The 23855-nt window shown below is 74.6% G+C and carries 23 protein-coding genes, 1 tRNA gene and 1 pseudogene; 12 read left to right on the forward strand and 13 right to left on the reverse strand.

Features of this window, described 5'->3' with window-relative positions:
- Positions 1-55: 55 nt before the first annotated feature.
- The 3 genes from IE330_RS10300 to IE330_RS10310 all read right to left on the reverse strand — a co-directional run bounded on the left by IE330_RS10300 (position 56) and on the right by IE330_RS10310 (position 4744).
- Positions 56-790 (reverse strand): nucleotidyltransferase family protein, encoded by a 735-nt coding sequence (locus tag IE330_RS10300; protein WP_190135610.1) that lies wholly within the window; start codon positions 788-790, stop codon positions 56-58.
- A gap of 94 nt (positions 791-884) precedes the next feature.
- Positions 885-1343 carry a hypothetical protein gene (locus IE330_RS10305; protein ID WP_190135611.1) on the reverse strand — a complete coding sequence of 153 codons (459 nt, stop codon included), beginning with the start codon at positions 1341-1343 and terminating at the stop codon, positions 885-887.
- A gap of 2264 nt (positions 1344-3607) precedes the next feature.
- A complete protein-coding gene (locus IE330_RS10310; RefSeq protein ID WP_190135612.1) occupies positions 3608-4744 on the reverse strand; it encodes an ABC transporter ATP-binding protein in 1137 nt (378 codons plus the stop codon).
- A 211-nt stretch (positions 4745-4955) separates the two neighbouring features.
- On the opposite strand from IE330_RS10310, the gene IE330_RS10315 reads away from it, so the two are divergent.
- Positions 4956-5029 (forward strand) — tRNA-Thr (locus tag IE330_RS10315).
- Between the two features lie 142 nt (positions 5030-5171).
- Here IE330_RS10315 and IE330_RS10320 read toward each other — a convergent pair.
- Together IE330_RS10320 and IE330_RS10325 are read right to left on the reverse strand one after the other, a co-directional pair.
- Positions 5172-5384, reverse strand: coding sequence for a hypothetical protein (locus IE330_RS10320; protein ID WP_190135613.1), 213 nt, complete (start codon positions 5382-5384; stop codon positions 5172-5174).
- Complete coding sequence (locus tag IE330_RS10325) at positions 5381-5584, reverse strand: hypothetical protein (protein WP_190135614.1); 204 nt, start codon at positions 5582-5584, stop codon at positions 5381-5383. The genes IE330_RS10320 and IE330_RS10325 overlap by 4 nt, the downstream gene beginning before the upstream one ends.
- 226 nt (positions 5585-5810) lie before the next feature.
- Here IE330_RS10325 and IE330_RS38810 point away from each other — a divergent pair, with 226 nt between their 5' ends.
- The 4 genes from IE330_RS38810 (at position 5811) to IE330_RS10340 (ending at position 8077) form a co-directional block, all read left to right on the forward strand.
- The gene (locus IE330_RS38810) at positions 5811-6071 is read left to right on the forward strand and encodes a hypothetical protein (protein ID WP_229925537.1); all 261 of its coding nucleotides are present in this window, start codon (positions 5811-5813) and stop codon (positions 6069-6071) included.
- Positions 6043-6570 (forward strand): DUF6879 family protein, encoded by a 528-nt coding sequence (locus IE330_RS10330; RefSeq protein ID WP_190135615.1) that lies wholly within the window; start codon positions 6043-6045, stop codon positions 6568-6570. The genes IE330_RS38810 and IE330_RS10330 overlap by 29 nt, the downstream gene beginning before the upstream one ends.
- Before the next feature lie 14 nt (positions 6571-6584).
- Positions 6585-7436: a helix-turn-helix domain-containing protein gene (locus IE330_RS10335; RefSeq protein ID WP_190135616.1), complete on the forward strand. Its 852-nt coding sequence runs from the start codon at positions 6585-6587 to the stop codon at positions 7434-7436.
- 95 nt (positions 7437-7531) lie between these two features.
- Complete coding sequence (locus IE330_RS10340) at positions 7532-8077, forward strand: flavoprotein (protein ID WP_190135617.1); 546 nt, start codon at positions 7532-7534, stop codon at positions 8075-8077.
- A gap of 24 nt (positions 8078-8101) precedes the next feature.
- Here IE330_RS10340 and sigJ read toward each other — a convergent pair whose 3' ends face one another.
- Entirely contained in the window at positions 8102-9115 is a 1014-nt protein-coding gene (sigJ, locus tag IE330_RS10345) for an RNA polymerase sigma factor SigJ (protein WP_190135618.1), read from the reverse strand.
- Positions 9116-9315: 200 nt separating this feature from the next.
- Here sigJ and IE330_RS10350 point away from each other — a divergent pair, with 200 nt between their 5' ends.
- From IE330_RS10350 to IE330_RS10360, 3 genes are all read left to right on the forward strand, one after another.
- Positions 9316-9864, forward strand: a complete 549-nt coding sequence (locus tag IE330_RS10350) for a YceI family protein (protein ID WP_190135619.1) — start codon at positions 9316-9318, stop codon at positions 9862-9864.
- 120 nt (positions 9865-9984) lie between these two features.
- A complete protein-coding gene (locus IE330_RS10355) occupies positions 9985-10803 on the forward strand; it encodes a DsbA family protein (RefSeq protein WP_190135620.1) in 819 nt (272 codons plus the stop codon).
- A gap of 79 nt (positions 10804-10882) precedes the next feature.
- Complete coding sequence (locus IE330_RS10360) at positions 10883-11788, forward strand: aminoglycoside phosphotransferase family protein (protein ID WP_190135621.1); 906 nt, start codon at positions 10883-10885, stop codon at positions 11786-11788.
- A gap of 49 nt (positions 11789-11837) precedes the next feature.
- On the opposite strand, the gene IE330_RS10365 is transcribed toward IE330_RS10360, so the two are convergent.
- Entirely contained in the window at positions 11838-12839 is a 1002-nt protein-coding gene (locus IE330_RS10365) for an endo alpha-1,4 polygalactosaminidase (RefSeq protein ID WP_190135622.1), read from the reverse strand.
- On the opposite strand from IE330_RS10365, the gene IE330_RS10370 reads away from it, so the two are divergent.
- A complete protein-coding gene (locus IE330_RS10370; protein ID WP_190135623.1) occupies positions 12838-13350 on the forward strand; it encodes a GNAT family N-acetyltransferase in 513 nt (170 codons plus the stop codon). The two genes, IE330_RS10365 and IE330_RS10370, sit on opposite strands and share 2 nt — an antisense overlap.
- Before the next feature lie 4 nt (positions 13351-13354).
- Here the strand turns inward: IE330_RS10370 and IE330_RS10375 are convergent, their stop codons facing one another.
- From IE330_RS10375 to IE330_RS10385, 3 genes are all read right to left on the reverse strand, one after another.
- Positions 13355-14632 carry a GNAT family N-acetyltransferase gene (locus IE330_RS10375; protein ID WP_190135624.1) on the reverse strand — a complete coding sequence of 426 codons (1278 nt, stop codon included), beginning with the start codon at positions 14630-14632 and terminating at the stop codon, positions 13355-13357.
- Between the two features lie 69 nt (positions 14633-14701).
- On the reverse strand, positions 14702-15709 hold the full coding sequence (locus tag IE330_RS10380; protein ID WP_190135625.1) for a zinc-binding dehydrogenase: 1008 nt from the start codon (positions 15707-15709) through the stop codon (positions 14702-14704).
- A gap of 96 nt (positions 15710-15805) precedes the next feature.
- A complete protein-coding gene (locus tag IE330_RS10385; protein ID WP_190135626.1) occupies positions 15806-17047 on the reverse strand; it encodes an NAD(P)-binding protein in 1242 nt (413 codons plus the stop codon).
- 275 nt (positions 17048-17322) lie between these two features.
- On the opposite strand from IE330_RS10385, the gene IE330_RS10390 reads away from it, so the two are divergent.
- A complete protein-coding gene (locus IE330_RS10390) occupies positions 17323-17823 on the forward strand; it encodes a hypothetical protein (protein WP_190135627.1) in 501 nt (166 codons plus the stop codon).
- Positions 17824-17853: 30 nt separating this feature from the next.
- Here IE330_RS10390 and IE330_RS10395 read toward each other — a convergent pair whose 3' ends face one another.
- Both IE330_RS10395 and IE330_RS10400 read right to left on the reverse strand, forming a co-directional pair.
- On the reverse strand, positions 17854-18570 hold the full coding sequence (locus IE330_RS10395; protein ID WP_190135628.1) for a response regulator: 717 nt from the start codon (positions 18568-18570) through the stop codon (positions 17854-17856).
- A 458-nt stretch (positions 18571-19028) separates the two neighbouring features.
- A pseudogene (locus IE330_RS10400) lies at positions 19029-20456 on the reverse strand (sensor histidine kinase); the annotation flags it as partial.
- A gap of 190 nt (positions 20457-20646) precedes the next feature.
- On the opposite strand from IE330_RS10400, the gene IE330_RS10405 reads away from it, so the two are divergent.
- Together IE330_RS10405 and IE330_RS10410 are read left to right on the forward strand one after the other, a co-directional pair.
- Positions 20647-21204: a GlcG/HbpS family heme-binding protein gene (locus IE330_RS10405; RefSeq protein ID WP_190135630.1), complete on the forward strand. Its 558-nt coding sequence runs from the start codon at positions 20647-20649 to the stop codon at positions 21202-21204.
- A gap of 73 nt (positions 21205-21277) precedes the next feature.
- Positions 21278-22753, forward strand: coding sequence for a M1 family metallopeptidase (locus IE330_RS10410; RefSeq protein ID WP_190135631.1), 1476 nt, complete (start codon positions 21278-21280; stop codon positions 22751-22753).
- 25 nt (positions 22754-22778) lie between these two features.
- On the opposite strand, the gene IE330_RS10415 is transcribed toward IE330_RS10410, so the two are convergent.
- Positions 22779-23294, reverse strand: coding sequence for a GNAT family N-acetyltransferase (locus tag IE330_RS10415; protein ID WP_190135632.1), 516 nt, complete (start codon positions 23292-23294; stop codon positions 22779-22781).
- Between the last annotated feature and the right edge of the window lie 561 nt (positions 23295-23855).

The following is a 23855-nucleotide window of genomic DNA, read 5'->3' on the forward strand; positions in this document are numbered from 1 at the left end:
AGGGGCCCCGCACACGGACGGTGTGCGGGGCCCCTCCCCTCCTGCGCGGGGCGCGTCAGCGGCGCTGGGCGGCCAGTTCCTTGGCGGCCTCGGTGAGGTCCTTCGCGGTGTCGATGGCGCGCCAGTACGCGCCCTGCGGCAGCGGGAAGCCCGCCAGGCGCTTCTCGCGGGCCAGGCGCGGGAACGTGGTGCGCTCGTGGTCGCCGCGGTCGGGCAGCAGGCCGGTGAAGTCGGCGGAGAAGACGTACACGCCCGCGTTGATCAGGTACGGCGACGGCGGGGCCTCGATGAAGTCCGTGATCTGCCCGAACCGGTTGGTCTCCACGGCGCCCCAGGGGATGCGCGGGCGGGCCAGGGCGAGCGTGGCCGTGGCGTCGCGCTCGGCGTGGAAGGCGGCCATGTCGCGCAGCGAGAAGCGGGTCCAGATGTCGCCGTTCGTCGCGTACCAGGGCTGGTCGGTCTTGGGCAGGTGCGCGGCCGCGTACTTGAGTCCGCCGCCGCGGCCCAGCGGCTCCGTCTCGACGACGGTGGTGACCTTCAGCGGCAGGTCGGCCTGGTCGAGCCAGTCCTTGAGCACGTCGGCCAGGTGGCCGCAGGAGACGACCGCGTCCGTCACGCCCTCGGCCGCGAGCCAGGCCAACTGGTGGCCGATGATCGGCGTACCCGTGCCGGGGATCTCGACCATGGGCTTGGGGCGATCATCGGTGTACGGGCGCAGCCGGGAGCCCTGGCCGCCGGCCAGGACGACGGCCTGCGTGGGCTTTGCGGGGTGGGTGTCACCGGTGGTCATGACGGAACCCTACGCGTTGGGGCGCGCAGGGTTCCGACGTGACCGGCGGCGTCAGGGGGTGCTAGGGGTGGGGCCGGGGGCGGCCCGGTGCCGTTCAGTCGTTGTGGTGGGCGGCGACGCCCGCGGCGAAGGACGTGTCGCACACCGGGCGGGCGTACGACTGCGCCCGGCTCGGGCCGTACGCGCGGACGGCCGCGCGGCCGAGGGCGCGGGCCAGGGACGCGCAATGCTTGGCGAGCGAGGGGTGCCGGTCGACCTCCTCCTGGAGGTGGGTCAGGGCCACCCCGGGGTTCTTCTCCTGGAGCTCCAGGAGCAGCCGGTCGCGCAGGACGTCCTGCGGGGCGCGGGACCTGGCCGGGGCGGAGAGGTCGCCCGCGGACGCGGTGAGGACCGAGTCCGAGGAGCTGCCGGTCCAGTCGACCCGGGTGACCGCGAGCGTGCCGGACAGCACCAGGACGACGGGCAGGACGAGGGCGAGCGTGCGCCCGATGCGGCGGCCGGGGCCGCGGTGGCCTCGGCGCGGCTTCTGGGTGTGGTTGGCGGAGTGCGTCACGCGAGTGAGGGTAGCGCTAGGTGATGATTTGGCGACATTTAGTCACCCGGTCGGGGGACGGGCAAAGTGGTTTGGCGTCGTGGGTGTTGACGAACCCGGGGTGAAATGACCGATGTGCCGGGGTATTTGTCGACAACGGGCGGAGATGTCCGGGAGCGGCCGGGGGGCCCTGCGGGCGGCTTGACGGGGTTCGCTCCTGCCTGCCTGGCCAGGGCGTGGTGGCCCGCGGGCCTGCCGGCCTGGCCGGGGCGTGGTGGCCTGCGGGCCTGCCGGCCTGGCCGGGGCGTGGTGGCCTGCGGGCCTGCCGGCCTGGCCGGGGTGCGGTGGCCCGTGGGCCTGCCGGCCAGAGCGGGGCGTGGTGGCCCGTGGGCCTGCCTCCCGCCCGGGAGTCGACTTGCCTCGCGGTCCTGGCGCCTGCCCGGCGCCGGGTGCGGCGGTGCGCGTGGGTGCTGCTGTCGCGGCCGGCTTTCGCGGGGCTGCGCCGGGTGCCGCCGGGGTGCTCCCACCCACCCGCCCGCGCCCTGCGGGGACGGGGGCCCTGCGACCCGCTCCGGCGGTGGGCCCTGCATCCGGGCGGCACGTCTCCGGAAGGGCGGCCGGGCCCATCGGCGGTGAGCCACTCCTGGGCGCGGAGTGCCCGGCTCCGCTGACGGCCATCCACCCGGACCCGGGCGGGGACGCTCTCGACAGCCTCCTCTGCGGCGCGGCTGTCCGTCACCGGCAGGTTGGTCCCACCCACCCGCCCCTGCCGTCGGTGGTGGCGGGTGGGGAAGGCCTCTTGCGGGGTCGGCCGGGTTGCTGCTGCCTGCTGGGTGGTGGCCGCAGGGACACACCTGAGGGGGCGTGAGAGGTGGCGCTTCGCGTGAGGGGCGGGCGGGCGGCGTTCGGTGAGGCGGCTGCCGGCCGGGAGGCTGCGTGGCGAGCTGGGTGTTCCTGGGCTTGGGCGGGGTGCAGTGAGCGGCGCTGCGCGGCCGGGTTGGGCGGGCGGCGCCGGGGGCGTGGGGCGGGAGGGCCGCTGCGCTTTGCGGCCTGGGTGGGGGTGCCATGGGCGGGCGCTGCGCGTCTGGACTGGGCGGGCCGGGTGGCGCGACGTGGTGGGGCGCCACCGACAGCGCTCCACGTCCGGGCCGGACGGGCGGGGCTGAACCGCACGGCTGAGTGGGGCACCACGGGGCCATGCCCCGCATAGAAGCTGGGCCGCACGGGTGGGAGGGGCGCCGCGGCAGCGGCGGCTGGATGGGGCGCGATGAACAGCGCTGCGCGACGGGGTCGGGCGGGTGGTGCCGGGCCGCACGGGTGGGAGGGGTGCCGCGGTGGCGGTGGTGTATGGGGTGCCAGGGGCGGTGCTGTGCGTCGGGGCTGGCCGGGTGGAGCCGGGTCGCACGGGTGGTAGGGGTGCCGCGATGGCGGCGGTGTATGGGCTGCCACGGGCGGTGCTGTGCGTCGGGGCCGGCGGGGCGGAGCCGGGCTGCACGGGTGGGTGGGAGGGAGGAGCGCCGCGGTAGCGGCGGATGGGCTCGCCACGGGCGGTGCTCCGCCGTCGGGGCTGGCCGGGCAGAGCAGGGCTGCACGGGTGGGTGGGAGGGAGGATCGCCACGGTAGCGGCGGCTGGACGGGGGGCGACGAACAGCGCTGTGCGATGGGGCCGACCGGGCGGAGCTGGGCCGCACGGGAGAAGGGGCGCCGCGATGGCGGCGGTGGGTGGGGGGCGCCACGGGTGGCGCTCCGCGTTGGGGCTGGCTGGGCGGAGCGGGGCTGCACGGGTGGGTGGGAGGGGGATCGCCGCGGTAGCGGCGGCTGGATGGGGCGCGATGAACAGCGCTGTGCGATGGGGTCGGGCGGGTGGTGCCGGGCCGCACGGGAGAAGGGGCGCCGCGACGGCGGCGGTGGATGGGCGCGCCACGGGCGGCGCTCCGCGTCGGGCTGGCCGGGCGGAGCCGGGCTGTACGGGTGGGTGGGAGGGAGGACCGCCGCGGTAGCGGCAGGCGGGGGCGCCACGGACGGCGCTCCGCGTCGGGGCCAGCCGGGTGGAGCGGGGCCGCACGGGTGGGTGGGAGGGAAGGGCGCCGTGGTGGCGGTGGTGGGAGGGAGCGGCGTCGCGGTAGCGGTGGTGGGTGGGAGGGCGCCGCGGAGGGTGATGGGCGTCGGGGGCGGGCGGGCGTTGCCGGGCCGCGTGCACGGGTGCGTGGGGGTGGCGCCGCAGGGGTGGGCCGGTGAGGTGGGAGGGGGCGTTGAACGGGTGGGCCACGCCCCCTCCGGGGGCGTCAGTCGCTGAGGCGTTCGCCCGTGGACGTCGAGAACACGTGGGTCTCGCCCGGCCGGGGCACGACGTGGAGCTGGGAGCCCTTCTCCGGCACCTGGCGCCCGTTCACCCGGACCACGAGGTCCTTCTGCTCGCCACCGACCTCCGCGGTCCCGTACACGTACCCGTCGGCGCCGAGCTCCTCGACGACGTTCACGGACACGGCGAGGCCGGCCGGGGCGTCCTCGGTCTCCTTCGACAGGGACTTCGCGGCGGCGCCGTTCTGCTCGACCACGTCGAAGTGCTCCGGGCGGACGCCGACGGTCACCGTACGGTCGCCCTTGTCGGCCGCGGCGGCCAGCGCCTCGCGGTTGACCGGGACCACCGAGTTGCCGAACTTCACGCCGCCGTCGGTGATCGGCACCTCGACGAGGTTCATCGCCGGGGAGCCGATGAAGCCCGCGACGAAGAGGTTGGCGGGGCGGTCGTACATGTTGCGCGGCGAGTCGACCTGCTGGAGCAGGCCGTCCTTGAGGACCGCCACGCGGTCGCCCATGGTCATGGCCTCGACCTGGTCGTGGGTGACGTACACGGTGGTGATGCCGAGGCGGCGCTGGAGGCTGGCGATCTGCGTACGCGTCGACACGCGGAGCTTGGCGTCGAGGTTCGACAGCGGCTCGTCCATGAGGAAGACCTGCGGCTCGCGGACGATGGCGCGGCCCATCGCGACGCGCTGGCGCTGACCGCCGGACAGGGCCTTGGGCTTGCGGTCCAGGTACTCGGTGAGGTCGAGGATCTTCGCCGCCTCCTCGACCTTCTGCCGGATGGTGGCCTTGTCGACGCCCGCGATCTTCAGGGCGAAGCCCATGTTGGCGGCGACGGTCATGTGCGGGTACAGCGCGTAGTTCTGGAACACCATGGCGATGTCCCGGTCCTTCGGCGGCAGGTGCGTGACGTCGCGCTCGCCGATGCGGATGGCGCCGGCGTTCACGTCCTCCAGGCCCGCGAGCATGCGCAGGGAGGTGGACTTGCCGCAGCCGGACGGGCCGACCAGGACGAGGAACTCGCCGTCCTCGATCGCGATGTCGAGGCCGTCCACGGCGGGCTTGTCGGAGCCCGGGTAGACGCGGGTCGCCTTGTCGAACGTAACAGTGGCCATGGTGAGGGGCCCCCTTCACCGGCAGGAACGTGCCGGACGATCCGAGTAAAGGATGGGTCTAGTCCAGTCGTCTGAACTTCCGGTGACGCTACCCCGCTGGTCACCGGTCTGTCAGTAGTCCGGAGCCGATGACCTTCGAGGAGATTTTCGACTGTGGCGGGGGGTGGGTTGGTTACACTGCACGGGCACGGCCGCGCGCCGGCCCGTGCAGGCCTCCTTAGCTCAGTTGGTCAGAGCGCCGCTCTTGTAAAGCGAAGGTCGTCGGTTCGAATCCGACAGGGGGCTCCCTTCCGAGCAGGGTTTTGGCCCCGGTTTCCCCAGGTGAGGCGGGGGCCGGGGCCTTTCCGTCGGCCGCCGGGAGCGTCGCTGCCGCGCTCGTCGTGCCGCCCGTCGTCGCCCGTCGTCGGCTGTCCTCGTCCGCTGCCGCTCACCGGCGCCTCGTCCGCTGCGGGCGTGGCTCGTACCGGGCCACAGCTCTCCTGGCTTCGCGGAGGTCGTGGCGCAGGTAGACGGCGCCGCGGCACCGCTCCTTGGTGGTCCAGCCCAGGGCGCAGCGGGGGCAGGTGCGCAGGTGCTCCAGGTAGATCAGGTACGCGGCTTCGGCCCGCCTCTCCAGCGGGGACAGGTCACGGGCGATCACGTCCTCGCCCCCTCCGTGGTGGTCTGCGGGGCGTACCGGGACCGTGCCGTCCGCGCGGGGACGGGGACCTCGACGTGGGTCAGGGTGTGCAGCACGGGCGCGAGGTCGCCGCGGTCCCGCTCGGCGAGGGCTCCGCGGACATCGGCGCCCGCTTCCGTGAGCCAGGTGACAGCGCCCGCGGCCACCGTCGTCTCGGCCATGTCGACTCCATCCGGTCGGCCACGCCCCGGGGTCGTTCGCGCGGTCGCCGGGGCCCTTGCTGTGTCTCTCGACGCTAGGGACGCGCGGTGTGTCACGGCCAGCGATGTGCACCGATGTACACGGCAATGTGAGCACTCCCCCCGCCAGGAAGGCCCCCTTGACCGGCCAACTCGGCTGAGTGACAGTGCTGTTCATCCGTGCACACCAACGGCAGCGGAGGCGGCCATGGCGCTACGGTTCATCGGGATCGACCCCAACACGGGCGACGGCGAGAGCCCTACCGTGTGGGCGGACCCAGAAGCACAGGAGCTTGTCTTCCAGGGATGGAGGCCCAGCCCCGAGCTCGAAGCGCAATGCGCGGCCACGGAAGTCCCGGGCCATGCCAAGGGGATTCCGGAGGGCGAGGGCGTGGTCCGAATCCCTGCCAGGATGATCAGCATCATCAGGGAGGCATGCGATGCACTCGAACGTCCCGGCGTGGGATGAACTCCTCGGCTCGGCACGGGAGTCGGCAGTCCACCTGGAGATGCGCGACTCCTACGCGGTCGACTACGAGAAGGGCCCGTTCGCCGACTGGCGCGGCGGCTTCCGGCACCATCCGAACGACCGGGACTCCTGGTGGCGTCCCTGGCTCGACCTGATCGCGCGGACCGTAGCCCGAGGCGTCCGGGTGCGCCGCGCCCGCATCGTGTCTGAACCGGTGAGCGAGTACACCCGTTTCCTCTACGACAACACGTTCACCAACATCGCGGCCGGAGAGGAGGTTCGGTGGCTGCCCCGTCGGCAGGCCTCCGCTCTCGCGCTGCCCGGCAACGACTTCTGGCTCATCGACGGGCGCCTGGTGCGGTGGAATCACTTCACGGGGGACGGTGGCTCGGCCGGAGGAGAAATCAGCGAGGACCCTGACGCGGCGAAGCTGTGCGCGCAGGCCTTCGAAGCGGTGTGGGATCGGGCCGTCCCGCACGAGTCCTACGAGATCCGCTAGCTCGCGGCAGGCTCATGCCCATCTCCCCGTCGTCAGCGGCGCAAGCGGCACGCGAGAGCGTCGCACAACGCCTGCGTGAGCTGCGCGCCGACGCGGGAATCAGCGGGTCCGAGCTGGCCTCGCGCTGCGGCTGGTCCCACCCCAAGACCTACCGCATCGAGAACGCGCGGACGCCGCCTTCGACGGACGACATCCGCCGCTGGTGCGCGGCGTGCGGCGTGCCCGAGCAAGCCGTCGACATCATCGCCCAGTCCCACAACGCCGAGTCGATGTACGTGGAATGGCGCCGCAAGGTCCGCGCCGGTCTGAAGCAGCTCCAGAACAGCTATCTGCCCCTGTTCAGGTCGACCCGGCAGTTCCGCGTCTACTCCGCGACCCTGATACCCGGGCTCCTCCAGACCGAGGGGTACGCGCTGGGGCTGCTGTCCTCCATCACCGAATTCCGGGAGATCCCGGACGACGTCGTCGACGCCGTGGCCGCCCGTCTGGAGCGCTCACGCATCCTGCACGAACCCGGCCGCCGGTTCGTGCTGCTCGTCGAGGAAGCAGCGCTGCGGCACCAGGTGTGTGACGCGGACTCCATGGCCGCGCAGCTAGGACACCTGCTGACTGCGGGCACCTTCTCCTCCGTGGCGCTCGGCGTCATCCCGATGTCGTCGCCCGAGCGGGCCGTCTGGCCCATGGAGACGTTCCACATGTACGACGACACCCTGGTGTCGATCGAGCTCCTGTCGGCCCGCGTGACCGTGACGCAGCCCAGCGAGATCGCCCTCTACGAGAAGGCGTTCGACCAGCTCCGCTCCATCGCCGTGTACGGCGCCGACGCCCGGGCGCTGATCGTCAAGGCCATCGGCGCCCTGCGCTGACCAGGGGCGACGGAGCGGGCCCGCCGGGTGTGCGCCCGGGTCCGTGGGTGGGCGTGTGGTTGCGTGTGATCGTCTTGGCGGGGTGGGATGCGGGTATGACCTCTCCGACTCTGTACTTGTTCGGCTCGGCCGCGCCGCCTCTGTTCGATGTGGCGGGAGTGATCGAGGCGGCGCAGGCGGATGGCTGGGACGTGTGCCTCGGGCTGACGCCTACGGCGGCCCGGTGGCTCGACGTGAGCATCGACGGGCTGGCCGCGCTGACGGGGCACCCGGTGCGCAGCGACTACGCGCTGCCCGGTGAGCCCGAAGTCTGGCCCGAGGCGGACGTCGTCCTCTTCGCCCCCGCGACGTTCCACACCATCAACTCCTGGGCCCTCGGGCTGACGGGGAACTTCGTGGTGGGCGTCGTCGCCGAGGGCATCGGCAGGAACGTACCGACGGTGGCGGTGCCGTGCGTGAGCGCCGCGTACGCCCGGCACCGGCAATTCGACCGCAGCGTGGAGGAGTTGCGCGAGCAGGGCGTCACCGTGCTGTACGGCGAGGGCGGGTTCGTCCCCGGGCCGCCGGGGGCGGGGGCGCCGGTGGACTACCCGTGGGACGCCGCGCTGGCCGCGGTGAAGCACCGGGCCGGGAGGGTGTGACGCCTCCGGCCCGGCGGGCACGGGTCAGTCGGCCGCCGTCCAGGTGCGGAGCTTCTCGGGGTTGCGCACCGCCCAGAGGCGGCTGATCCGGTCGTCCGTGACGTCGAAGGCCAGGACCGAGACCGTGACGCCGTCCTGCTGGACGACCAGGCCGGGCTGGCCGTTGACCGTGCGCTCCAGAAGGGTCTGGCCCGCGAGCCGCTCGGCGAGGTCCACCAGGTAGCGCGCGACGACCTCGCCGCCCGCCAGCGGGTGGAGCGCGGCGGCGGCCAGGCCGCCGCCGTCCGCGAGGCCCGTCGCCTCGGGGTGCAGCAGGCCGACCAGGGCCTCGATGTCCTTGGCCTCCCACGCCTCCTTGAAGTCCCTGACGAGGGCGGCGCGCCGGGCCGTCGGGGCCGCGGGCGCGGCCGAGGCGCGCATGCGGCGGCGGGCCGACGAGGCGAGCTGCCGGCACGCCGCCGGGGTCCGGCCGACGATCTCGGCGACTTCGGCGAAGGAGTAGCGGAAGACGTCGTGCAGGATGAACGCGACGCGCTCGGCCGGGGTCATCGCGTCGAGCACGACGAGGAACGCCATGTTCACCGACTCGTCCAGCGTGACCCGGTCGGCCGGGTCGGCGGGCTCGTCGGACCGGCCGCCGGGCAGCCCCGCGGCCCACTCCGTACGGTCGGGCAGCGGCTCGGGGATCCACTCGCCGACGTAGCGCTCGCGCCGGGCCCTGGCCGAGCGGAGCTGGTCCAGGCAGACGCGGCTGGTCACCCGCGCCAGCCAGGCGCCGGGGACCTCGATGGCGGCCTGCTCCCGCGGCGTCATGGCGTACCAGCGCAGATAGGCCTCCTGTACGACGTCCTCGGCGTCGGCGAGGGAGCCGAGGAGGCGGTACGCGAGGTTGATCAGGCGGCTCCGCTCGGCCTGGACCGCACTCAGGACCGGGTCGGGCCCGTCCTCCGGCCACCCGGGACCGTCCTCCTCACTGGAACGAACGTTCTTTACAGCGAAGAGGTGGTCCGGCCGCCCGGGCGGGTTCGTGTGGGTCATGGTGGTGGAACTCCCTCCGCCGATCCTGCGGATCGTCTCTGCCGACATGCGTATGACGGGACAGCCCCGCGGAATGTGAGGTCGCGGCGGTGCGCCTCACATTCCGCGGGGCTGTCCCGTCGAAGTGCCGGGACGCGAACGGCCCGGTGAACGGCCGCCGCTCCCCGCAACCGGCCCCCGTCCCACAGGAGTGATCCGCCATGTCCACCGTTCTCAGGCCCGACGAACTCACCGGCGACTACGTCTTCGACACCGCCCGCACCCGCGTGGCGTTCGTCGCCCGGCACACGATGTCCACCAGGGTGCGCGGCCACTTCGCGGCGTTCGCGGGCGGGGCCCGGCTGGACGCGGACGACCCGGCGCGGTCCCGGGCCTGGCTCACCGTCGAGGCGCGGAGCATCCACACCGGCAACCGGCAGCGGGACGACCTGGTGTGGGGCAAGTTCCTGGACGGGGACCGGCACCCGGCCCTCTCCTTCACCTCCACCGGGGTGACCCGCCACGACGAGACCCGGTACACGGTCGCCGGTGACCTCGCCGTCCGGGACGTGGTCCGCCAGGTCGCCCTCGACCTCGCCCTGACCGGCGGCGGGACCGACGCGGACGGCGGCTTCCACGTCGCCTTCAAGGGCGGCGCCACCATCGACCGCAAGGGCTGGGGCGTGAACTGGAACGCCCTCACCTCGCTCATGGTCGCCCCGCGGGTGGTCCTGGAGCTCGACGTCGTCGCCGTACGGAAGCCCCGCTGACCCGCGCCGCGTGCGGCCCGGACCGCACCGGGGCCGGAAGGCCTCGGGGAGGGGTCGGATAGATTTCCGGTACTTCGAGTGCCCTCAGCGGTACCTGACGCTTACTGGAGGACGTGTTTCATGGCCGTACGCAAGGCCGGGCGCGTGGCCGCCTCGGTGGCCGCCGTCGCGCTGTTCGGTGCCATGGTCACCGCGTGTGACGACTCGGACGACAGTGGCAGCAGCCCGTTCGACAAGGTGCGGGAGTCCCCTTCCCCGTCGGCCTCCGCGTCCACGTCCAGCCCGCCGCCCCCCTCGTCCGCCGGGGCCTCCGGGGAGACCACCGGGTCCCCCGAGGACGTCCCGGAGGCGAAGGTCCCGCCCGCCTCCGTGAACGACCTGGAGAAGGTGGCCACGAAGGTCGAGGGCGGCGTCATCACCGTGGGCAAGCCGTCGGCCGGGGTCACGGTCACGGTGTACGAGGACCCGCGCTGCCCCTTCTGCAAGAAGTTCGAGGAGGGCGGCGCGCAGGCGCTGGTGCCGGGGCTCGCCGCCGGGAAGGTGAAGGTCGAGTACACGATCGCCTCGTTCCTCGACAACAACCTCGGCGGCAACGGCTCCAAGAACGCCGCCAACGCGCTGCGGGCCGCCGTGGAGACGGGCAGGTTCCCGCAGTTCCACTCCGCGCTCTTCACCAACCAGCCCGAGGAGAGCGAGGACGGCTTCACGCCCGCCTTCCTGCTGAAGATCGGCGAGGCGGCGGGGATCGAGGACGCCGCGTTCAAGGACGCGGTGAACCGGAACACGTACAAGGACTGGGTCGGCACGGCCATGCGCGCCTTCGAGAAGGACGGCGTCACCGGGACGCCGACCGTCGAGGTCGACGGCGAGAAGGCCCCCTCCGACTCGCTGTACAGCAAGGACGCCTTCGCCAAGGTCCTGAGGAAGGCCGGGGTCTGAGCCCCGGGGCGTCCCAACGCCCGCGCCGCCCCGGGAAATTCGGTGGGGCGGCGGGGCGTCGCCGCGTAGGGTCGCCCGCGTGATCGATATCCACGTACCGGACGCACTGGTCAAGTCGCAGCATCTGTACGGGGGCGAGGCGGGGCGCGCGTTCATCGCCGCGCTGCCCGCGCGGGCGGTGGAGTTCCTTCAGCGGTGGGAGCTGACGCCGACGGGGGACTCGATGTACGGCATGGCCTCGCTGGTGCTGCCGGTGGAGCGGCGGGACGGCAGCGCGGCCGTGGTGAAGTTCCAGGCGCTGGACGAGGAGACCGAGGGCGAGCCGGTCGCGCTGCGCGTGTGGGACGGCGACGGCGCGGTCCGGCTGCTCGACCACGACGCCGCGACCGGCACCATGCTCCTGGAACGGGCCCGCGCGGGCGGCGAGCTGACGCGGTTCGCGGAGGCCGGGAAGGACGAGACCCGCAAGGGCGTCGTGGTCCTCGCCGAACTGCTCGCCCGGCTCACCGCCGGGCCCGCCCCCGCGGGCATGCGCACCCTGGAGGACATCGCGCGGCAGATGCTCGCCGACACCCCGGCCGCCCTGGAGGCGATCGGCGACCCCGCCGACCGGGCGCTCGTGGCGCGCTGCGCGGACGCGGTCCGCGAGGTCGTGGACGAGGCGGGCGACCGCCTGCTGCACTGGGACCTGCACTTCGACAACGTCCTGGCCGCCGACCGCGAGCCGTGGCTGGCCATCGACCCCAAGCCCCTCGCGGGCGACCCCGGCTTCGACCTGTGGCCCGGCCTGAACAACCTCTTCGACCCGGACGACGTGCGCTGGCGCTTCGACGCGATGACCGAGGTCCTCGGCCTCGACCGGGAGCGGGCGCTGGCGTGGACGCTGGGCCGGGTGCTGCAGAACGCGCTGTGGGAGGTCGAGGACGGCCGGCCGCTGCCGGAGGAGGACCTGGTGCTCGCGCGGCGGCTGCTCGGCGACGACTGAGGCGACCGCGCCCCCACGGGCCGAGGCCACCCCGCGGCGGCCGGGGAGCTCACGGCCGCGTACACGCCCTGCGGTACGCGCCCGTCGGCGGCTCGTCCTTGACGAGGCCGTCGAACCCGTGCCGCCGGTGCCGGGCGCAGGCCTTCGCCGGGTCGGGCACCGAGCCCCGGTAGTCCACGGCGAACACCGCCTTGCCCGCCTCCACGAAGGGCCGCAGCTCGCCGCACTCGTCGTACTCCACGCACTCCTCGGGCAGCGCCCAGTCGAAGTGGTCCACGAGCCGGGCCGCCGCGCCGGGTTCGTCGTGCCCGTTCTTCAGGCCGACGGACAGGCCGCGGGCGTGCGCCTGCTTCGCCACCTCGCGGTACCAGGAGAGCTGGTCGGCCAGGGGGACGGGGAAGCCCGGGTCGTTGCCGCGCGGGTTGTTCTGGTCGGGCTCCACGCCGTCGCAGCCCATGCGCGCGGCCAGGTCGAGGCGGGCCCACACGATGTCGGCGAAGGCGTCACGGGAGTCCTCGCGCAGGTCGAGCCAGCGCTCGCCCTCCCAGCCGGTGTCCCAGCCGATCACCGAGCCGTCGGCGGGCGCGTCGGGGCGGTTGGGCAGGTCGCGCAGGCGCGCGCGGTGGCCGGGGAAGCGGGCCGCGTCGGGCCGGTAGTGCTCGTACGCGCCCGTGTCGAGGTAGCAGATCACGACCGGGCGCGGGGAGCGGGCGTGCAGTTCGTCGATCTTCCCGGCGAGCGGGCCCGCCGGTACATCGACGGTCCCGCCGTCGGCGTAGCGGAGTTCGGAGCCCGCGGGGGCCAGGTCGAAGAGGTCGAGGTCGTACATCTGGTGCCGCCCGGGCAGGGGCGAGAGGTCGTACGGCTCGCTGATCTGCCAGTCCCAGGCGGTGACTTCGCCGGGGGCCGGGGACCACCAGGCGGGGTCCGCCGGGCGGTCGGCCGCCTCGCCGCAGCCGGTGAGGAGGGCGGCGAGGACGGCCAGGGCGGCCAGTACCGCCGGGCCTTCGCTGTTGACCCGCCGACGGCGGCTGTGGCTTGCTGCGTTCATGATTCGTACCGCCGCACCGGCCGACGTCCCCCTGATCCACACCATGATCCGTGAGCTCGCGGAGTACGAGAAGGCACTCCACGAGGCGCGGGCCACCCAGGAGCAGCTCCACGAGGCGCTGTTCGGCGAACGGCCCGCCGCGTACGCCCACATCGCCGAGGACGACGCGACGGGGGAGCCGGTCGGTTTCGCCCTGTGGTTCCTGAACTTCTCCACCTGGCGCGGGGTGCACGGCATCTACCTGGAGGACCTGTACGTGCGCCCCGCCGCGCGCGGGGGCGGCCACGGCAAGGCGCTGCTGCGGGAGCTCGCGCGGATCTGCGTCGAGCGCGGCTACGAGCGCCTGGAGTGGTCCGTCCTGAACTGGAACGCCCCGTCGATCGCCTTCTACGAGTCGCTCGGCGCGAAGCCGCAGGACGAGTGGAGCGTGTACCGGCTGACCGACGGGGCGCTGGCGGCGCTCGGCACCCCGGCCGGCGAGGCCGTCCCGGTGCCGGGCGCCGCCCGCTGAGCGGTCAGAACTCGTCGACGGTGTGCGGCAGCAGCTCGGTCCTGAGCGCCGCGTCCAGGGCCGCGGCCGCGCCCGGGGTGTGCTCGGTGGCGACCCCGGCCCGTACGAAGGAGACGACCGGCACGCCGCCGAGGTAGGCCGAGGCCAGGTCCCGCACGTCGAGGGCGAGGTCGGCGGGGGCCTCGGTGGGGTCGTACGCGGCCTCGTACGCCGCCCCGGTGCCGGTACCGGAGGTGATCCGCAGGCGGAAGCGGCCGTCGTTGGCCGGGACACGGGCGTCGCGGACCTCCAGGACCAGGTCGACGGGGGCCGCCCAGGAGCGGCCGAGGAGCGCCGCGCGGACGTCGACGAGCCGTACCCGCAGCGCCGGGTACTGTCCTGTCACCCGGACCTGGTCGCGGTCGGCGGCGAAGTGCAGCAGCGGGTCGTCCAGCGGGCGGCCCCAGGCGCGGACCAGGCCCGTCAGGTCGATCGAGGCCAGGTAGCGCCAGAGCGCGGCCGCGCCCTGCGGGGTGTCGGCCTCCAGCTCGTCCAGGCGGATCATGCCGGGGGCGTCGTCGCGGGTCTTGGTGCGGTAGATCGCGTACCCGGCGACGGCCCGGGGGTCCTCGCGGGTGCCGAGGACGACCACGCGCGGCGGCGAGAGGTCGTCGTCGTCCTCGTCCTCGGTGACCATCCACTCCTCGCTCCACCAGGCGTCGGTGCGGTGGATGCGGCCCGCGCGTGCGGTGCGCGTGCGGTCGTAGTACGCCGCCAGGAGCTCCGGGGCGGCGGCCGGGTCCACCAGGCGCAGGGGGCCGTCGGCCGGGGTGACGCGCAGCGCCAGCGGGCGCTCGGAGTTGATCTCGACGGTGGCGCCGTACGTGGCCGGGCCGAAGCCGAAGCGGCCGTAGATGGCGTCCTCCGACGCCCACAGCGCCGCCAGCGGGCGGCCCTGCGCGCCGCACCGGCCGAACAGCTCCGCGATCATGCCGGAGAGCACGCCGCGGCGGCGGTGCGTGGGGGCCACGGAGACGAAGGAGACGCCCGGGCAGGGCAGCTCGCCGCCGGGCACGGACAGGGTGAAGCGGAAGGTGGCGAGCAGGCCGACGAGCGTCTCCCCGTCGTACGCGCCGACGCGGTCGCAGGTGCGGAGCAGGTCGTGGTGGTGCTTGCGCTTCTCGTCCTCCGGGGTCTCGTGGAAGACCAGGTAGAGGAGGTCGAGGGCGCGGTCCAGGTCGGTGTCCGGGAGGTCGCGGAAGGTGATCGTGGACGGGGCGGGGCTCAGGGGTGCGGAGTCCATGAAACGGACGGTAGTTCGGGTGGGCGGTGACGGGCATCCGATTTTCACCGGGACGGCCGTCACCCTCCGTCACGGAATCAGTACGACCTTGCCCGTCGTGGCGCGGGTCTCCAGGGCGCGGTGGGCCGCGGCCGCCCGGGCGAGGGGGTAGGTCTGGACGGCGGGGGTGAAGTAACCGCCCGCGTACGCGTGCAGGGCGGCCAGCTCCAGGGTGCGGATGGGGTTCTCGCCGCCCGCCTTCTCCGTCATGGCGGCGCCCAGCGGGTTGATCTGGGTGATGGAGCGCGCGGCCAGCTCCTCGTTCGTCAGGGACACCGGGCCCTTCTTCTCCGACCAGCCGAAGGAGAGGTGCGTACCGCCCGGGCCGAGCAGGTCCACGGCGGCGCGCCCGGTGTCGCCGCCCACGCCGTCGAAGACCACGGTCGCGGTGCGGCCGCCGTCGCCGAGGCCCTTCAGGTAGGTGCGCACCTCGTCGGACCAGGCCGGGTCGGTGTAGTCCACGGCCAGGTCGGCGCCGTTCGCGGTGACGCGGGCGACCTTGGCGGGGCCGCCCGCGAGGCCGACGACCGTGGCGCCGGCGTGCTTGGCGTACTGCACGAGCAGCGTGCCGATGCCGCCGGCCGCGGCCGGGACGACGACGACCGAGTCGCCGTCGAGCTCGGTGAACTGGAGGATGCCCATCGTCGTGCGCCCGGTGCCGATGAGCGCCACCGCCTCGGGGAAGCCGAGCGTGTCGGGCAGTTCGTGCAGGCGGGCCGCCTCGGTGACGGTCAGCTCGGCGTAGCCGCCGGGGACGAAGCCGATGTGGGCGACGACGCGCTTGCCGAGCCAGGCGGGGTCCACGTCCGGGCCGACGGACTCGACGGTGCCGGCGACCTCGCGGCCCGGGATCGTCGGCAGCTCGGGCAGCGCGGGCGCCGGGCCCTTGTCGCCGCCTCTGAGGGTGGTGTCGACCAGGTGCACCCCGGCGGCGGCCACGGCGACGCGCACCTGGCCCGGGCCCGGTACGGGGTCCTCGACCGTCTCGTAGGTGAGGTTCTCGGCGGGGCCGAAGGCGTGCAGGCGGACGGCGTGCATGAGGGGGCTCCTTTCGCTGGTGGGTTCACTGTTCAACCTCAAGTCCGGTTCAGGTCAAGTGCCTTCCTGCGCACGCCTTCCGTCGGGTGCCCTCCGTCACGCCGTCTCCAGGTCGACCCAGGGCGTGTCCGCGCCGAGGCGGCCGGTGCCGGTCAGGGCGAGCGACACCGCCTCGATCGCGCTGTTGAAGGAGACCTCGCTGAGCAGCCCCGGCGCCGCCACCTGGTCGCCCGCCAGGAACACGCCGTCGCCCCGGTCCACCGCGGGCCGGTCGCGCCAGGTCGTACCGGGCCGGTCGACGGCGCCGGTGCGGCCGTTCGCCACCGCGGAGCGGCGCCAGGTCACGCGCTCGCGCCAGTCGCGGAAGCCGAGGTCGAGCAGTTCCTCGGCGCGGGCCACGCCGTCGGCCGCCGACTCGTGCGGGGCGAGCGGCACCTGGCCCTGGAGGAGCTGTTCGCCCTCGGGGGCGAGGGTGCGGTCCTGCGCGGTGAAGCGCTCGATCCAGCCGGTGCCGTCCAGGTCCGACAGCGCGAACAGATCGCCGCGGCGGGAGCGCAGCGCCAGGTCGATCAGGGCGGTGCGCCCGCTCTCCCAGGTCAGGGTGTCGTCCTTGAGCAGCCGCCGGGCGGCGTCGAGCGAGGTGGCGACGATGACGGGGCCGCGGCGGGCGTGCTCGTCGAGGTCGTGCACCCGGGACAGGGTCTCCACGCGGACGCCCAGGTTCCAGGCGCGGGCGGCCATCCGGTCGACGACCGCGCCCCAGCCGCCGACCGGGTAGTGCGCCTCCGGCGGCAGCTTGGTGGCGCGGCGCAGCCGGGTGTGCACGAAGCGGGCGGACAGCGAGCCCGGGTCGTGGTGGAACAGGGCCACGGCGGTGTAGTGCGCGGCGGCCCGCGCCCCCTCCTCGCCGACCTGGCGGCTCGCCCAGGTGTGGAAGTCCTCGTCGACGGGGGCCTGTTCGGGGGAGCGGCGCAGCAGCCGCAGCATGGCCAGGGGCGGGGTGCGGCGCAGCGAGCCGTGGTGGCGCAGCCGCAGCCGGGTGCCTTCGAGGGGTGGCAGCGGGGCGAGCGGGCCGAGCAGGTCCCGCTGCTTGAGCCAGGCCCAGTGGGGGCCGCCGTTGTAGAGGGCGTGCGGTCCTTCGTTCGTACGGTACGTGCCGTCCGCCGTACGGGCGCGGCCGCCGAGCGTGTGGTGCGCCTCGTGCACGGTGACCCGGGCGCCGCCCTCGGCCGCGGCGATGGCGGCGGCGAGCCCGGCGAAGCCGCCGCCGACGACGGTGACGGTGGCGGGGGCGGCGGGCGGGTGCTGACGGATACGGGGGCTGGTGGCGCGGGCCATGGGCGGAGTCCGTTTCTGTCGTGGGTCCTCGTGGATCCTCGTGGTGCGTCGCGCGGCGCTCGGCGATCGGCGCTGCGCTGCTCGGTGCGTGGTTTTCTCTCGTGAGGTACGACGGGCCGGGTGGCCGGGAATGTGACATGGCGGGGCGGCCCGGAGCCCAGGGGGCACGGCCGGGCGGCTCCCCGGGTGGCTCTCCGGGTGGCGTGGTCGGGCGGGGTGGCCGGGGTCCGGCGGGCACGGCCGGGTGGGCGGGTGGCGCATGACACCATCGACCCGTGCTCGACATCGGCTACGCCCTCTCCCGCCGCTTCCCCGACCCCCCGCAGACGGACTACCGCACGGCGGACGTCCGCGCGCTGCGGCACGACCTGTTCTGCGGGGACGTGTACCTGGCCGACACCGAGGCCGACCGGGAACTGTCCACAGCCTGGGGATGGGTGCCGGTGCTCGACTTCGCGTGGGCGCTGTGCGACATCGTGGAGCTGCTCGACCAGGACCCGCTGGGCAGCAGGGCGGCGCGCCCCCGCCACGCCGAGCTCGACTTCACCGAGTCCACCGACCGCATGCTCTTCGAGCGGCGCTTCGGCTGGGTCGACATCGACGCCGACTGGCTGGACCCGGGCGAGCCGCCGCTCACGTTCTCCCACGCCGAGCTGCGCCGCGAGGCGCGGGACTTCCTGCACGACGTGGTGGCCGACCTGACCGATCTGCACGAGACCCTGGGCGAGAACCCGGCGGTGTGGACCCTGCTGGCCCGCTACCCCCGCGTGCCCTAGCCGTACGGGGGCCGTCCGGCGGGCCGCCGGTCACGGCAGCAGGCGCTGCTCCTTGGCCACCGCCACCGCTCCGGCCCGCGTCTCCACGCCGAGCTTGTCGTAGATGCGGCCGAGGTGGGTCTTCACCGTGGCCTCGCTGATGAACAGGGCCCGGGCGATGTCGCGGTTGCCGAGGCCCTGGGCGAGCTGGCCCAGGATGTCGCGCTCGCGGGGGGTGAGGCCGGGGCGGGGCGCGCGCATACGGGCCATCACGCGGGAGGCGACCGGCGGCGACAGGGCCGTACGCCCCTGGGCGGCGGCGTGGATCGCGGCGAACAGCTCCTCGGGCCGCTCGGCCTTGAGCAGGTAGCCGGTCGCGCCCGCCTCGACGGCGCGGGTGACGTCGGCGTCGGTGTCGTACGTGGTGAGCACCAGGACGTGCGGCGGGCCCCCGGCGGCCGCGGCCGCGATCCGGCGGGTGGCCTCCACGCCGTCCATGCCGGGGCCCAGTTGCAGGTCCATGAGCACCACGTCCGGCCGCAGCTTGGCGGCGAGCGCCACCGCCTCCTCGCCGGAACCCGCCTCGCCGCACACCTCGACGCCGGGGGCGCTGCCGAGCAGGGCGAGCAGCCCGGCGCGGACGACGGCGTGGTCGTCACAGACGAGAAGCCGCACCGGGGCACCCGGGCCCTCCGGGGTGCCCCGGTGCGCGGGACCGGTGCCGCCGGGCCCCGACGCCGGCGTACGGCCGTCGGCTGTGCTGCTCATCGTGGCTCCTGCCCGGGGGTTTGGTGCGGGTGTTCGTGGTGCGGATGTTCTTGGGGCGGCGGGGGCGCGGGGTTGTGGTGCCGGTGGTCGGGTGCGGCTGGGGTGTCGTGGTGCCGGTGGTCGGGTGGGGCTGGGGTGTTGTGGTGCCGGTGGTCGGGTGGGGCTGGGGTGTCGTGGTGCCGGTGGTCGGGCGTGCCTGCGCCGTCGTGGTGTCCGTCGTCCGGCGGCCCCGCGTCCTCGTCGTGTGCCGCTCGTGGTCCTGGCGCCGGTCCGGGTTCTGGTCCCGGTCTTGGTGCCGGTTCCGCTGCCGCTCCGGGTCCTGGTCCTGGTCCTGGCCCCAGCCCCGGTCCCGATCCGGTTCCGGGCCCCGGGCCGGGTCCTGGTCCCGGGCTTGCTCCTGGTCCGGGTTCTGGTCCCGCTCCGGGGCCCGGTCCCGCTCCGGAGGCGGGGCCGGGCCCCGTCCAGGGGATGGCCACCGACAGCACCGTGCCCTCGCCCGGCGTCGACTCCACCGTCAGCGTGCCGCCCAGTTGTGCCGCCCGGGCCCGGATCGCGGGCAGGCCGTGCCCGCGCGCACCCCGTGCGGCCCCGGCCGGGCCCGGCCCGGCCGCCCCGCCCGACGCCCCCGGCGAGAACCCCCGCCCGTCGTCCGCGACGTCGAGGACCACCTGGTCGTCCAGGTACGTGAGCGTCACGGCGGCCGTCCGCGCCCCCGCGTGCTCGCGTACGTTGGCGAGCGCGCCCTGGGCGATGCGCAGGAGGGCCGCACGGGCCCGGTCGGGAAGGGCCGCCGGGGCGCCCTCGGCGTGGAACCGTACCGTCAGGCCCGCTCCCGACTCCCGCCGCGCCAGCGCCCGCAGCGCCGTGGGCAGGGCCCGCGCCGGGTCCGGGCCGGCCTCCGCGAGGTCCACGGGCGCCAGGTCCCGCACCAGGCGGCGGGCCTCGGCCAGGCCCCGGTCGGCGATGGACTCGGCGGTGCGGACGTGGGCGCGGGCCGCCGCCGCGTCGGTGTCCCATACCCGGTCCGCCGCCTGGAGCAGCATCCGCTGGCTGGACAAGCCCTGGGCCAGCGTGTCGTGGATCTCCATGGACAGGCGTTGGCGCTCGGCGAGCGTGCCCTCGCGCCGCTCGGTGGCGGCGAGCTCGCGCCGGGTGCGCAGGAGGTCGTCGATGAGGGCGCGCTGCCGCGCCGACTGCCGCTGCATGTGGACGAAGACCGCCGTCGCGACCGCGGCCACGGCGGGCGGCGCGAGGGCGAGGTTCGGGTCGAAGCCGTCCGCGAGGCGGAGCTGGGCCGCGACCACGAGGGCGGTGAGGACGGCGACGAGGGCGAGGGCCGCGCGGGTGGGCAGCGTCCTGAGGCCCGTGTAGAACAGGGGCACCGCGCACCACGCGTAGCTGGGCGCGAGGACCACCAGGACGACCCAGACCCCGACGACCGCGCCCAGCCACAGCAGCCGGGGCGGGTCAGGGGTGGCGCCGAGCGCGGGTCCGAGGACGTACAGCAGGGCGAGGACGGCCGACAGGGCGATGATCCAGGGCGTACGGGGTTCGCCGGGGTGGCGCAGCAGGAAGCGCGTGAGGGACGCGGTGAGCAGGAGGAAGAACGCGGCGTGCATGACAGCCGCGAGCCACCGCCCGTCACCACCGCCCCCACCCTTCCCACCCTCCCCATCGCCCCCACCTGACCCGCCCCTGCCTGACCTGTCCCTGCCTGGCCCGCCCCCACCCTGCCCGTCGACGCCCTCACCTGGCCCGTCGACGCCACCGCCTGGCCCGGCGGCACCGCCACCCCGCACCGTCACACCGGACACCCGCACCGCCTCCACCTCCCTCGCACGCGCGTGAACTGGGCAAACACCCCCATTGTGGCCCGCCGGACCCATCCCGGGGTCAACCGATCGGCTGACCCGGGGGTCGGCCGGACCGCGCGCGGCTGCCAGCCGGTACGCCGACGGGGCGGGCCGTTCCCCGGCCGCAGGATCGAAGCACGGGGCCGGTCCGGCGCCCTCGCCGCCCACCGGTCTCCGCCCCGTCCCGCGTAGTCGTACGCACTCGTATCCAAGGAGCCCCGCCATGCAGAAGCTCTCGCCGCGCGCCCGCGTCCTGACCGCCGCCGCCGTCCTCGCCACCGTCGGCGCCGGGACGTTCGGCGCGGTGTCCGCCACCGCGGGCACCCCGGACGCCGCCGCCAAGGCCGCCGTCACCGCCGACGCGGGGAACCGGAACCTGACGCAGAGCACGCACCTCAGCACGGCCGCCGCCACGCGGGCCGCGCAGGCGGCGCTGGACGCCGCGAAGAAGGAGAACCAGCGCGTCACGGTCGCGGTCGTCGACCGCAACGGCAACACGATCGTCACCCTGCGCGGCGACGGCGCGGGCCCGCAGTCGCCCGAGTCCGCCGAGCGCAAGGCCTTCACCGCCGTGTCCTGGAACGCACCCACCTCCGAGCTGGCCAAGCGCCTGGCACAGGCGCCGAACCTGAAGGACATCCCCGGCACGCTCTTCCTCGCGGGCGGCGCCCCGGTCACCGCGAAGGGCGCCCCGGTCGCGGGCATCGGCGTGGCGGGCACGCCGAGCGGGGACCTGGACGAGAAGTTCGCCAAGGCGGGCGTGGCGGCGCTGAACCGCTGACCCGGCGCCGAACCGCCGCCCCGGCACGGCACACCACCCGGCCAGAGGGACCGGTGGCCATAGGATCACCGAGGTGAACTACCGAGCCACCGCCCCCCTGACCAAGGGGCCCCGTCGCACCCACCTCGCGCTGCTCTGCGCCGCCGCCCTCGCCACCGCGCTCACCGCGTGCACGGGCGGCGGCGTGCAGGGCACACCCGGTGCCGCGGGCGTCCGCGACCCGTACTTCCCGAAGCTCGGCAACGGCGGCTACGACGTCCGGCACTACGGCCTGAAGCTCGGTTACGACCCCGGCTCCCGCCACCTCACCGGCACCGCGGAGATCACCGCGCGCGCCGCCAAGAACCTCAGCGCCTTCAACCTCGACCTCAAGGGCCTGGACGTGCGGTCCGTGACCGTCGAGGGCCGCAAGGCCCGCTTCCAGCGCGCGGGCGACGAGCTGACCGTGCGCCCCCACGAGGACCTCGACCGCGGCGAGACGTTCCGCGTGACCGTGCGCTACTCCGGTACCCCGCGGACGATCACGGACGCCGACGGCTCCAAGGAGGGCTGGCTGCCGGCGGACGACAGCGCGCTCGCCACCGGCCAGCCCACGGGCTCGATGGCGTGGTTCCCCGGCAACCACCACCCCAGCGACAAGGCCTCGTACGACATCGAGGTCACCGTCCCCAAGGGCCTCAAGGCGCTCTCCAACGGCGAGCTGACGCGGCAGACCACCTCCGGCGGCCGCACCACCTTCGCCTGGCGCAACGCCGAGCCGATGGCCTCCTACCTGGCGACCGTGGTCGTCGGCGACTACGACCTCAAGGCGTCGACCACGCCCGGCAAGCACGGCGTACCCGTCCTCACGGCGATCGACCCGACGCTGCCGGAGAAGCAGTACGAGCGGACCGAGAAGGTCCTCGCCGACATCCCCGACATCATGGAGTGGGCGGAGACCAACTTCGGCGCCTACCCCTTCTCCTCCACCGGCGCCGTCGTCGAGGGCCGCTCGGACCTCGGCTACGCCCTGGAGACCCAGACCAAGCCGCTGTTCCCCGTCGGGCAGGCCGACACCACCACGCTCGTCCACGAGTTGGCCCACCAGTGGTTCGGCAACTCCGTCACGCCGAAGACGTGGCGGGACATGTGGCTCAACGAGGGCTTCGCGACGTTCGCCCAGTGGCTGTACGAGGAGGACAACGGCGGCGACACGGTCGAGGAGACCGTCGACGCGCTCTACGACGGCGACCTCTACGAACGCGAGGAGGACAACGAGGCGCCCTGGGCCTTCCCGCCCGCCAAGCAGCCCGACGCCGCGAGCATCTCCGATGACCCCGTCTACGAACGCGGCGCCATGGTCATCCAGAAGGTCCGTGAGACCGTCGGCGACGACGCGTTCTACGAGATCGTGCAGGGCTGGACGGAGACGTACCGGCACCGCACCGCGGACACCGAGGACTTCACCGCGTACGTGGAGGAGCACGCGGGCGACGACGAGACGCGCGCGGAGCTGCGGCGGGTGTGGTCGGACTGGCTGTACGGCGAGGGCAAGCCGGACGAACGGTGACGTCAGCCGGGCGCCGGGGCTCGCGTCACAGAGCCTTGCGGAGCACCGCGCAGGGGCGGTCGTGGCGCAGGTCCCGGCGCCGGTCGAGGAGTTCGTAGCCGAGCGAGGTCCAGAAGGCCTGGCCCTGGGAGTTGTTCTCCAGGACGGCGAGGCGCAGGCCCGTCCGGCCCGCGGCGCGGAAGCGCTCCTCGACGGCCGCCGCCACCCGGCGCCCCCATCCGGCCCGGTGGACCCGCGCGTCCACGAGGAGCAGCCCGATCCACGGGTCGGGGTCGTCGGCCCGGGCGGGGTGGCGGTCGAGCGTCACGGCGACGGCGACGAGCCGCCCCTCGGACCGGGCGAGCAGGACCCGCGCGCCGGGGGTGGCGAGTTCGTCGGCGAGCGCGGCGGCGACCTGCTCGGTGCGGATGTCGCCCGGGTCGGGGAAGTCGCCGCTGAGCGCGAAGAAGGCGTGGTTCGAGGCGTAGAGCGCGGTCAGCTCGGTGAGCAGCGGGCCGGGCAGGTCACCGTCGTCGGCCGGAACGAGGGGCTCGAGGAACATGGGCCGAGGCTAGCCGGGACGCCCGGTTCCCTCCGGCTGCCGGAGCGGGGGCGGTCGCGGGTGTCGGGCCGTACGGGGGCGGCTCGCGTCCGGGTGGGGCGGGGCCGGTCGTGCTTTGGCGGGCGGGTCCGGTTCAGCCGTGGCGGGTGGGTCCGGCGGAGCGTGTGCGGTTGCGCCCGGCGCGAGCGGCGGGGTCTGCCCGTCCGGGCCGGGAGGCGGGGCGTGACCACGCCCCGCCGGGGCGGAGTCAGCCCGCGTCGGGCCGGGCCGGTCCGCTCGCGTCCGGACGGTCGGCACCGGGTCCGCTCGTGTCCGCGCCACCGTGCTCGCTCACACTCGTACGGTCGGCTCCGGGATCGGCGGGGTCCGGGGCGCCGGGCCCACCAGGGCCCTCGGACCCGCTGGAGTCCGACTCAGGCCCGCCCCGGTCGGGCTCACCAGGGCCCGGGGCGCCGGGTTCGCCAGGCCCCTCCCGGCCCGGAGCGCCAGGCCCCTCCCGGCCCGGAGGGCCAGGCCCCTCCCGGCCCGGAGGGCCAGGCCCCTCCCGGCCCGGAGGGCCAG

Source organism: Streptomyces longispororuber (genome assembly GCF_014656095.1).
GTDB lineage: Bacteria > Actinomycetota > Actinomycetes > Streptomycetales > Streptomycetaceae > Streptomyces > Streptomyces longispororuber.

What these genes read in the sequence shown, in the direction of transcription:
- IE330_RS10395 (WP_190135628.1), bottom strand. Translation starts at nt 18,570, where the DNA reads ATGAGCAGCACAGCCGACGGCCGTACGCCGGCGTCGGGGCCCGGCGGC.
- IE330_RS10380 (WP_190135625.1), bottom strand. Translation starts at nt 15,709, where the DNA reads ATGCACGCCGTCCGCCTGCACGCCTTCGGCCCCGCCGAGAACCTCACC.
- sigJ (WP_190135618.1), bottom strand. Translation starts at nt 9,115, where the DNA reads ATGACCCACACGAACCCGCCCGGGCGGCCGGACCACCTCTTCGCTGTA.
- IE330_RS10355 (WP_190135620.1), top strand. Translation starts at nt 9,985, where the DNA reads ATGGCCGTACGCAAGGCCGGGCGCGTGGCCGCCTCGGTGGCCGCCGTC.
- IE330_RS10300 (WP_190135610.1), bottom strand. Translation starts at nt 790, where the DNA reads ATGACCACCGGTGACACCCACCCCGCAAAGCCCACGCAGGCCGTCGTC.
- IE330_RS10330 (WP_190135615.1), top strand. Translation starts at nt 6,043, where the DNA reads ATGCACTCGAACGTCCCGGCGTGGGATGAACTCCTCGGCTCGGCACGG.
- IE330_RS10415 (WP_190135632.1), bottom strand. Translation starts at nt 23,294, where the DNA reads ATGTTCCTCGAGCCCCTCGTTCCGGCCGACGACGGTGACCTGCCCGGC.
- IE330_RS38810 (WP_229925537.1), top strand. Translation starts at nt 5,811, where the DNA reads ATGGCGCTACGGTTCATCGGGATCGACCCCAACACGGGCGACGGCGAG.
- IE330_RS10385 (WP_190135626.1), bottom strand. Translation starts at nt 17,047, where the DNA reads ATGGCCCGCGCCACCAGCCCCCGTATCCGTCAGCACCCGCCCGCCGCC.
- IE330_RS10335 (WP_190135616.1), top strand. Translation starts at nt 6,585, where the DNA reads ATGCCCATCTCCCCGTCGTCAGCGGCGCAAGCGGCACGCGAGAGCGTC.
- IE330_RS10350 (WP_190135619.1), top strand. Translation starts at nt 9,316, where the DNA reads ATGTCCACCGTTCTCAGGCCCGACGAACTCACCGGCGACTACGTCTTC.
- IE330_RS10340 (WP_190135617.1), top strand. Translation starts at nt 7,532, where the DNA reads ATGACCTCTCCGACTCTGTACTTGTTCGGCTCGGCCGCGCCGCCTCTG.
- IE330_RS10310 (WP_190135612.1), bottom strand. Translation starts at nt 4,744, where the DNA reads ATGGCCACTGTTACGTTCGACAAGGCGACCCGCGTCTACCCGGGCTCC.
- IE330_RS10365 (WP_190135622.1), bottom strand. Translation starts at nt 12,839, where the DNA reads ATGAACGCAGCAAGCCACAGCCGCCGTCGGCGGGTCAACAGCGAAGGC.
- IE330_RS10370 (WP_190135623.1), top strand. Translation starts at nt 12,838, where the DNA reads ATGATTCGTACCGCCGCACCGGCCGACGTCCCCCTGATCCACACCATG.
- IE330_RS10375 (WP_190135624.1), bottom strand. Translation starts at nt 14,632, where the DNA reads ATGGACTCCGCACCCCTGAGCCCCGCCCCGTCCACGATCACCTTCCGC.
- IE330_RS10405 (WP_190135630.1), top strand. Translation starts at nt 20,647, where the DNA reads ATGCAGAAGCTCTCGCCGCGCGCCCGCGTCCTGACCGCCGCCGCCGTC.
- IE330_RS10325 (WP_190135614.1), bottom strand. Translation starts at nt 5,584, where the DNA reads ATGGCCGAGACGACGGTGGCCGCGGGCGCTGTCACCTGGCTCACGGAA.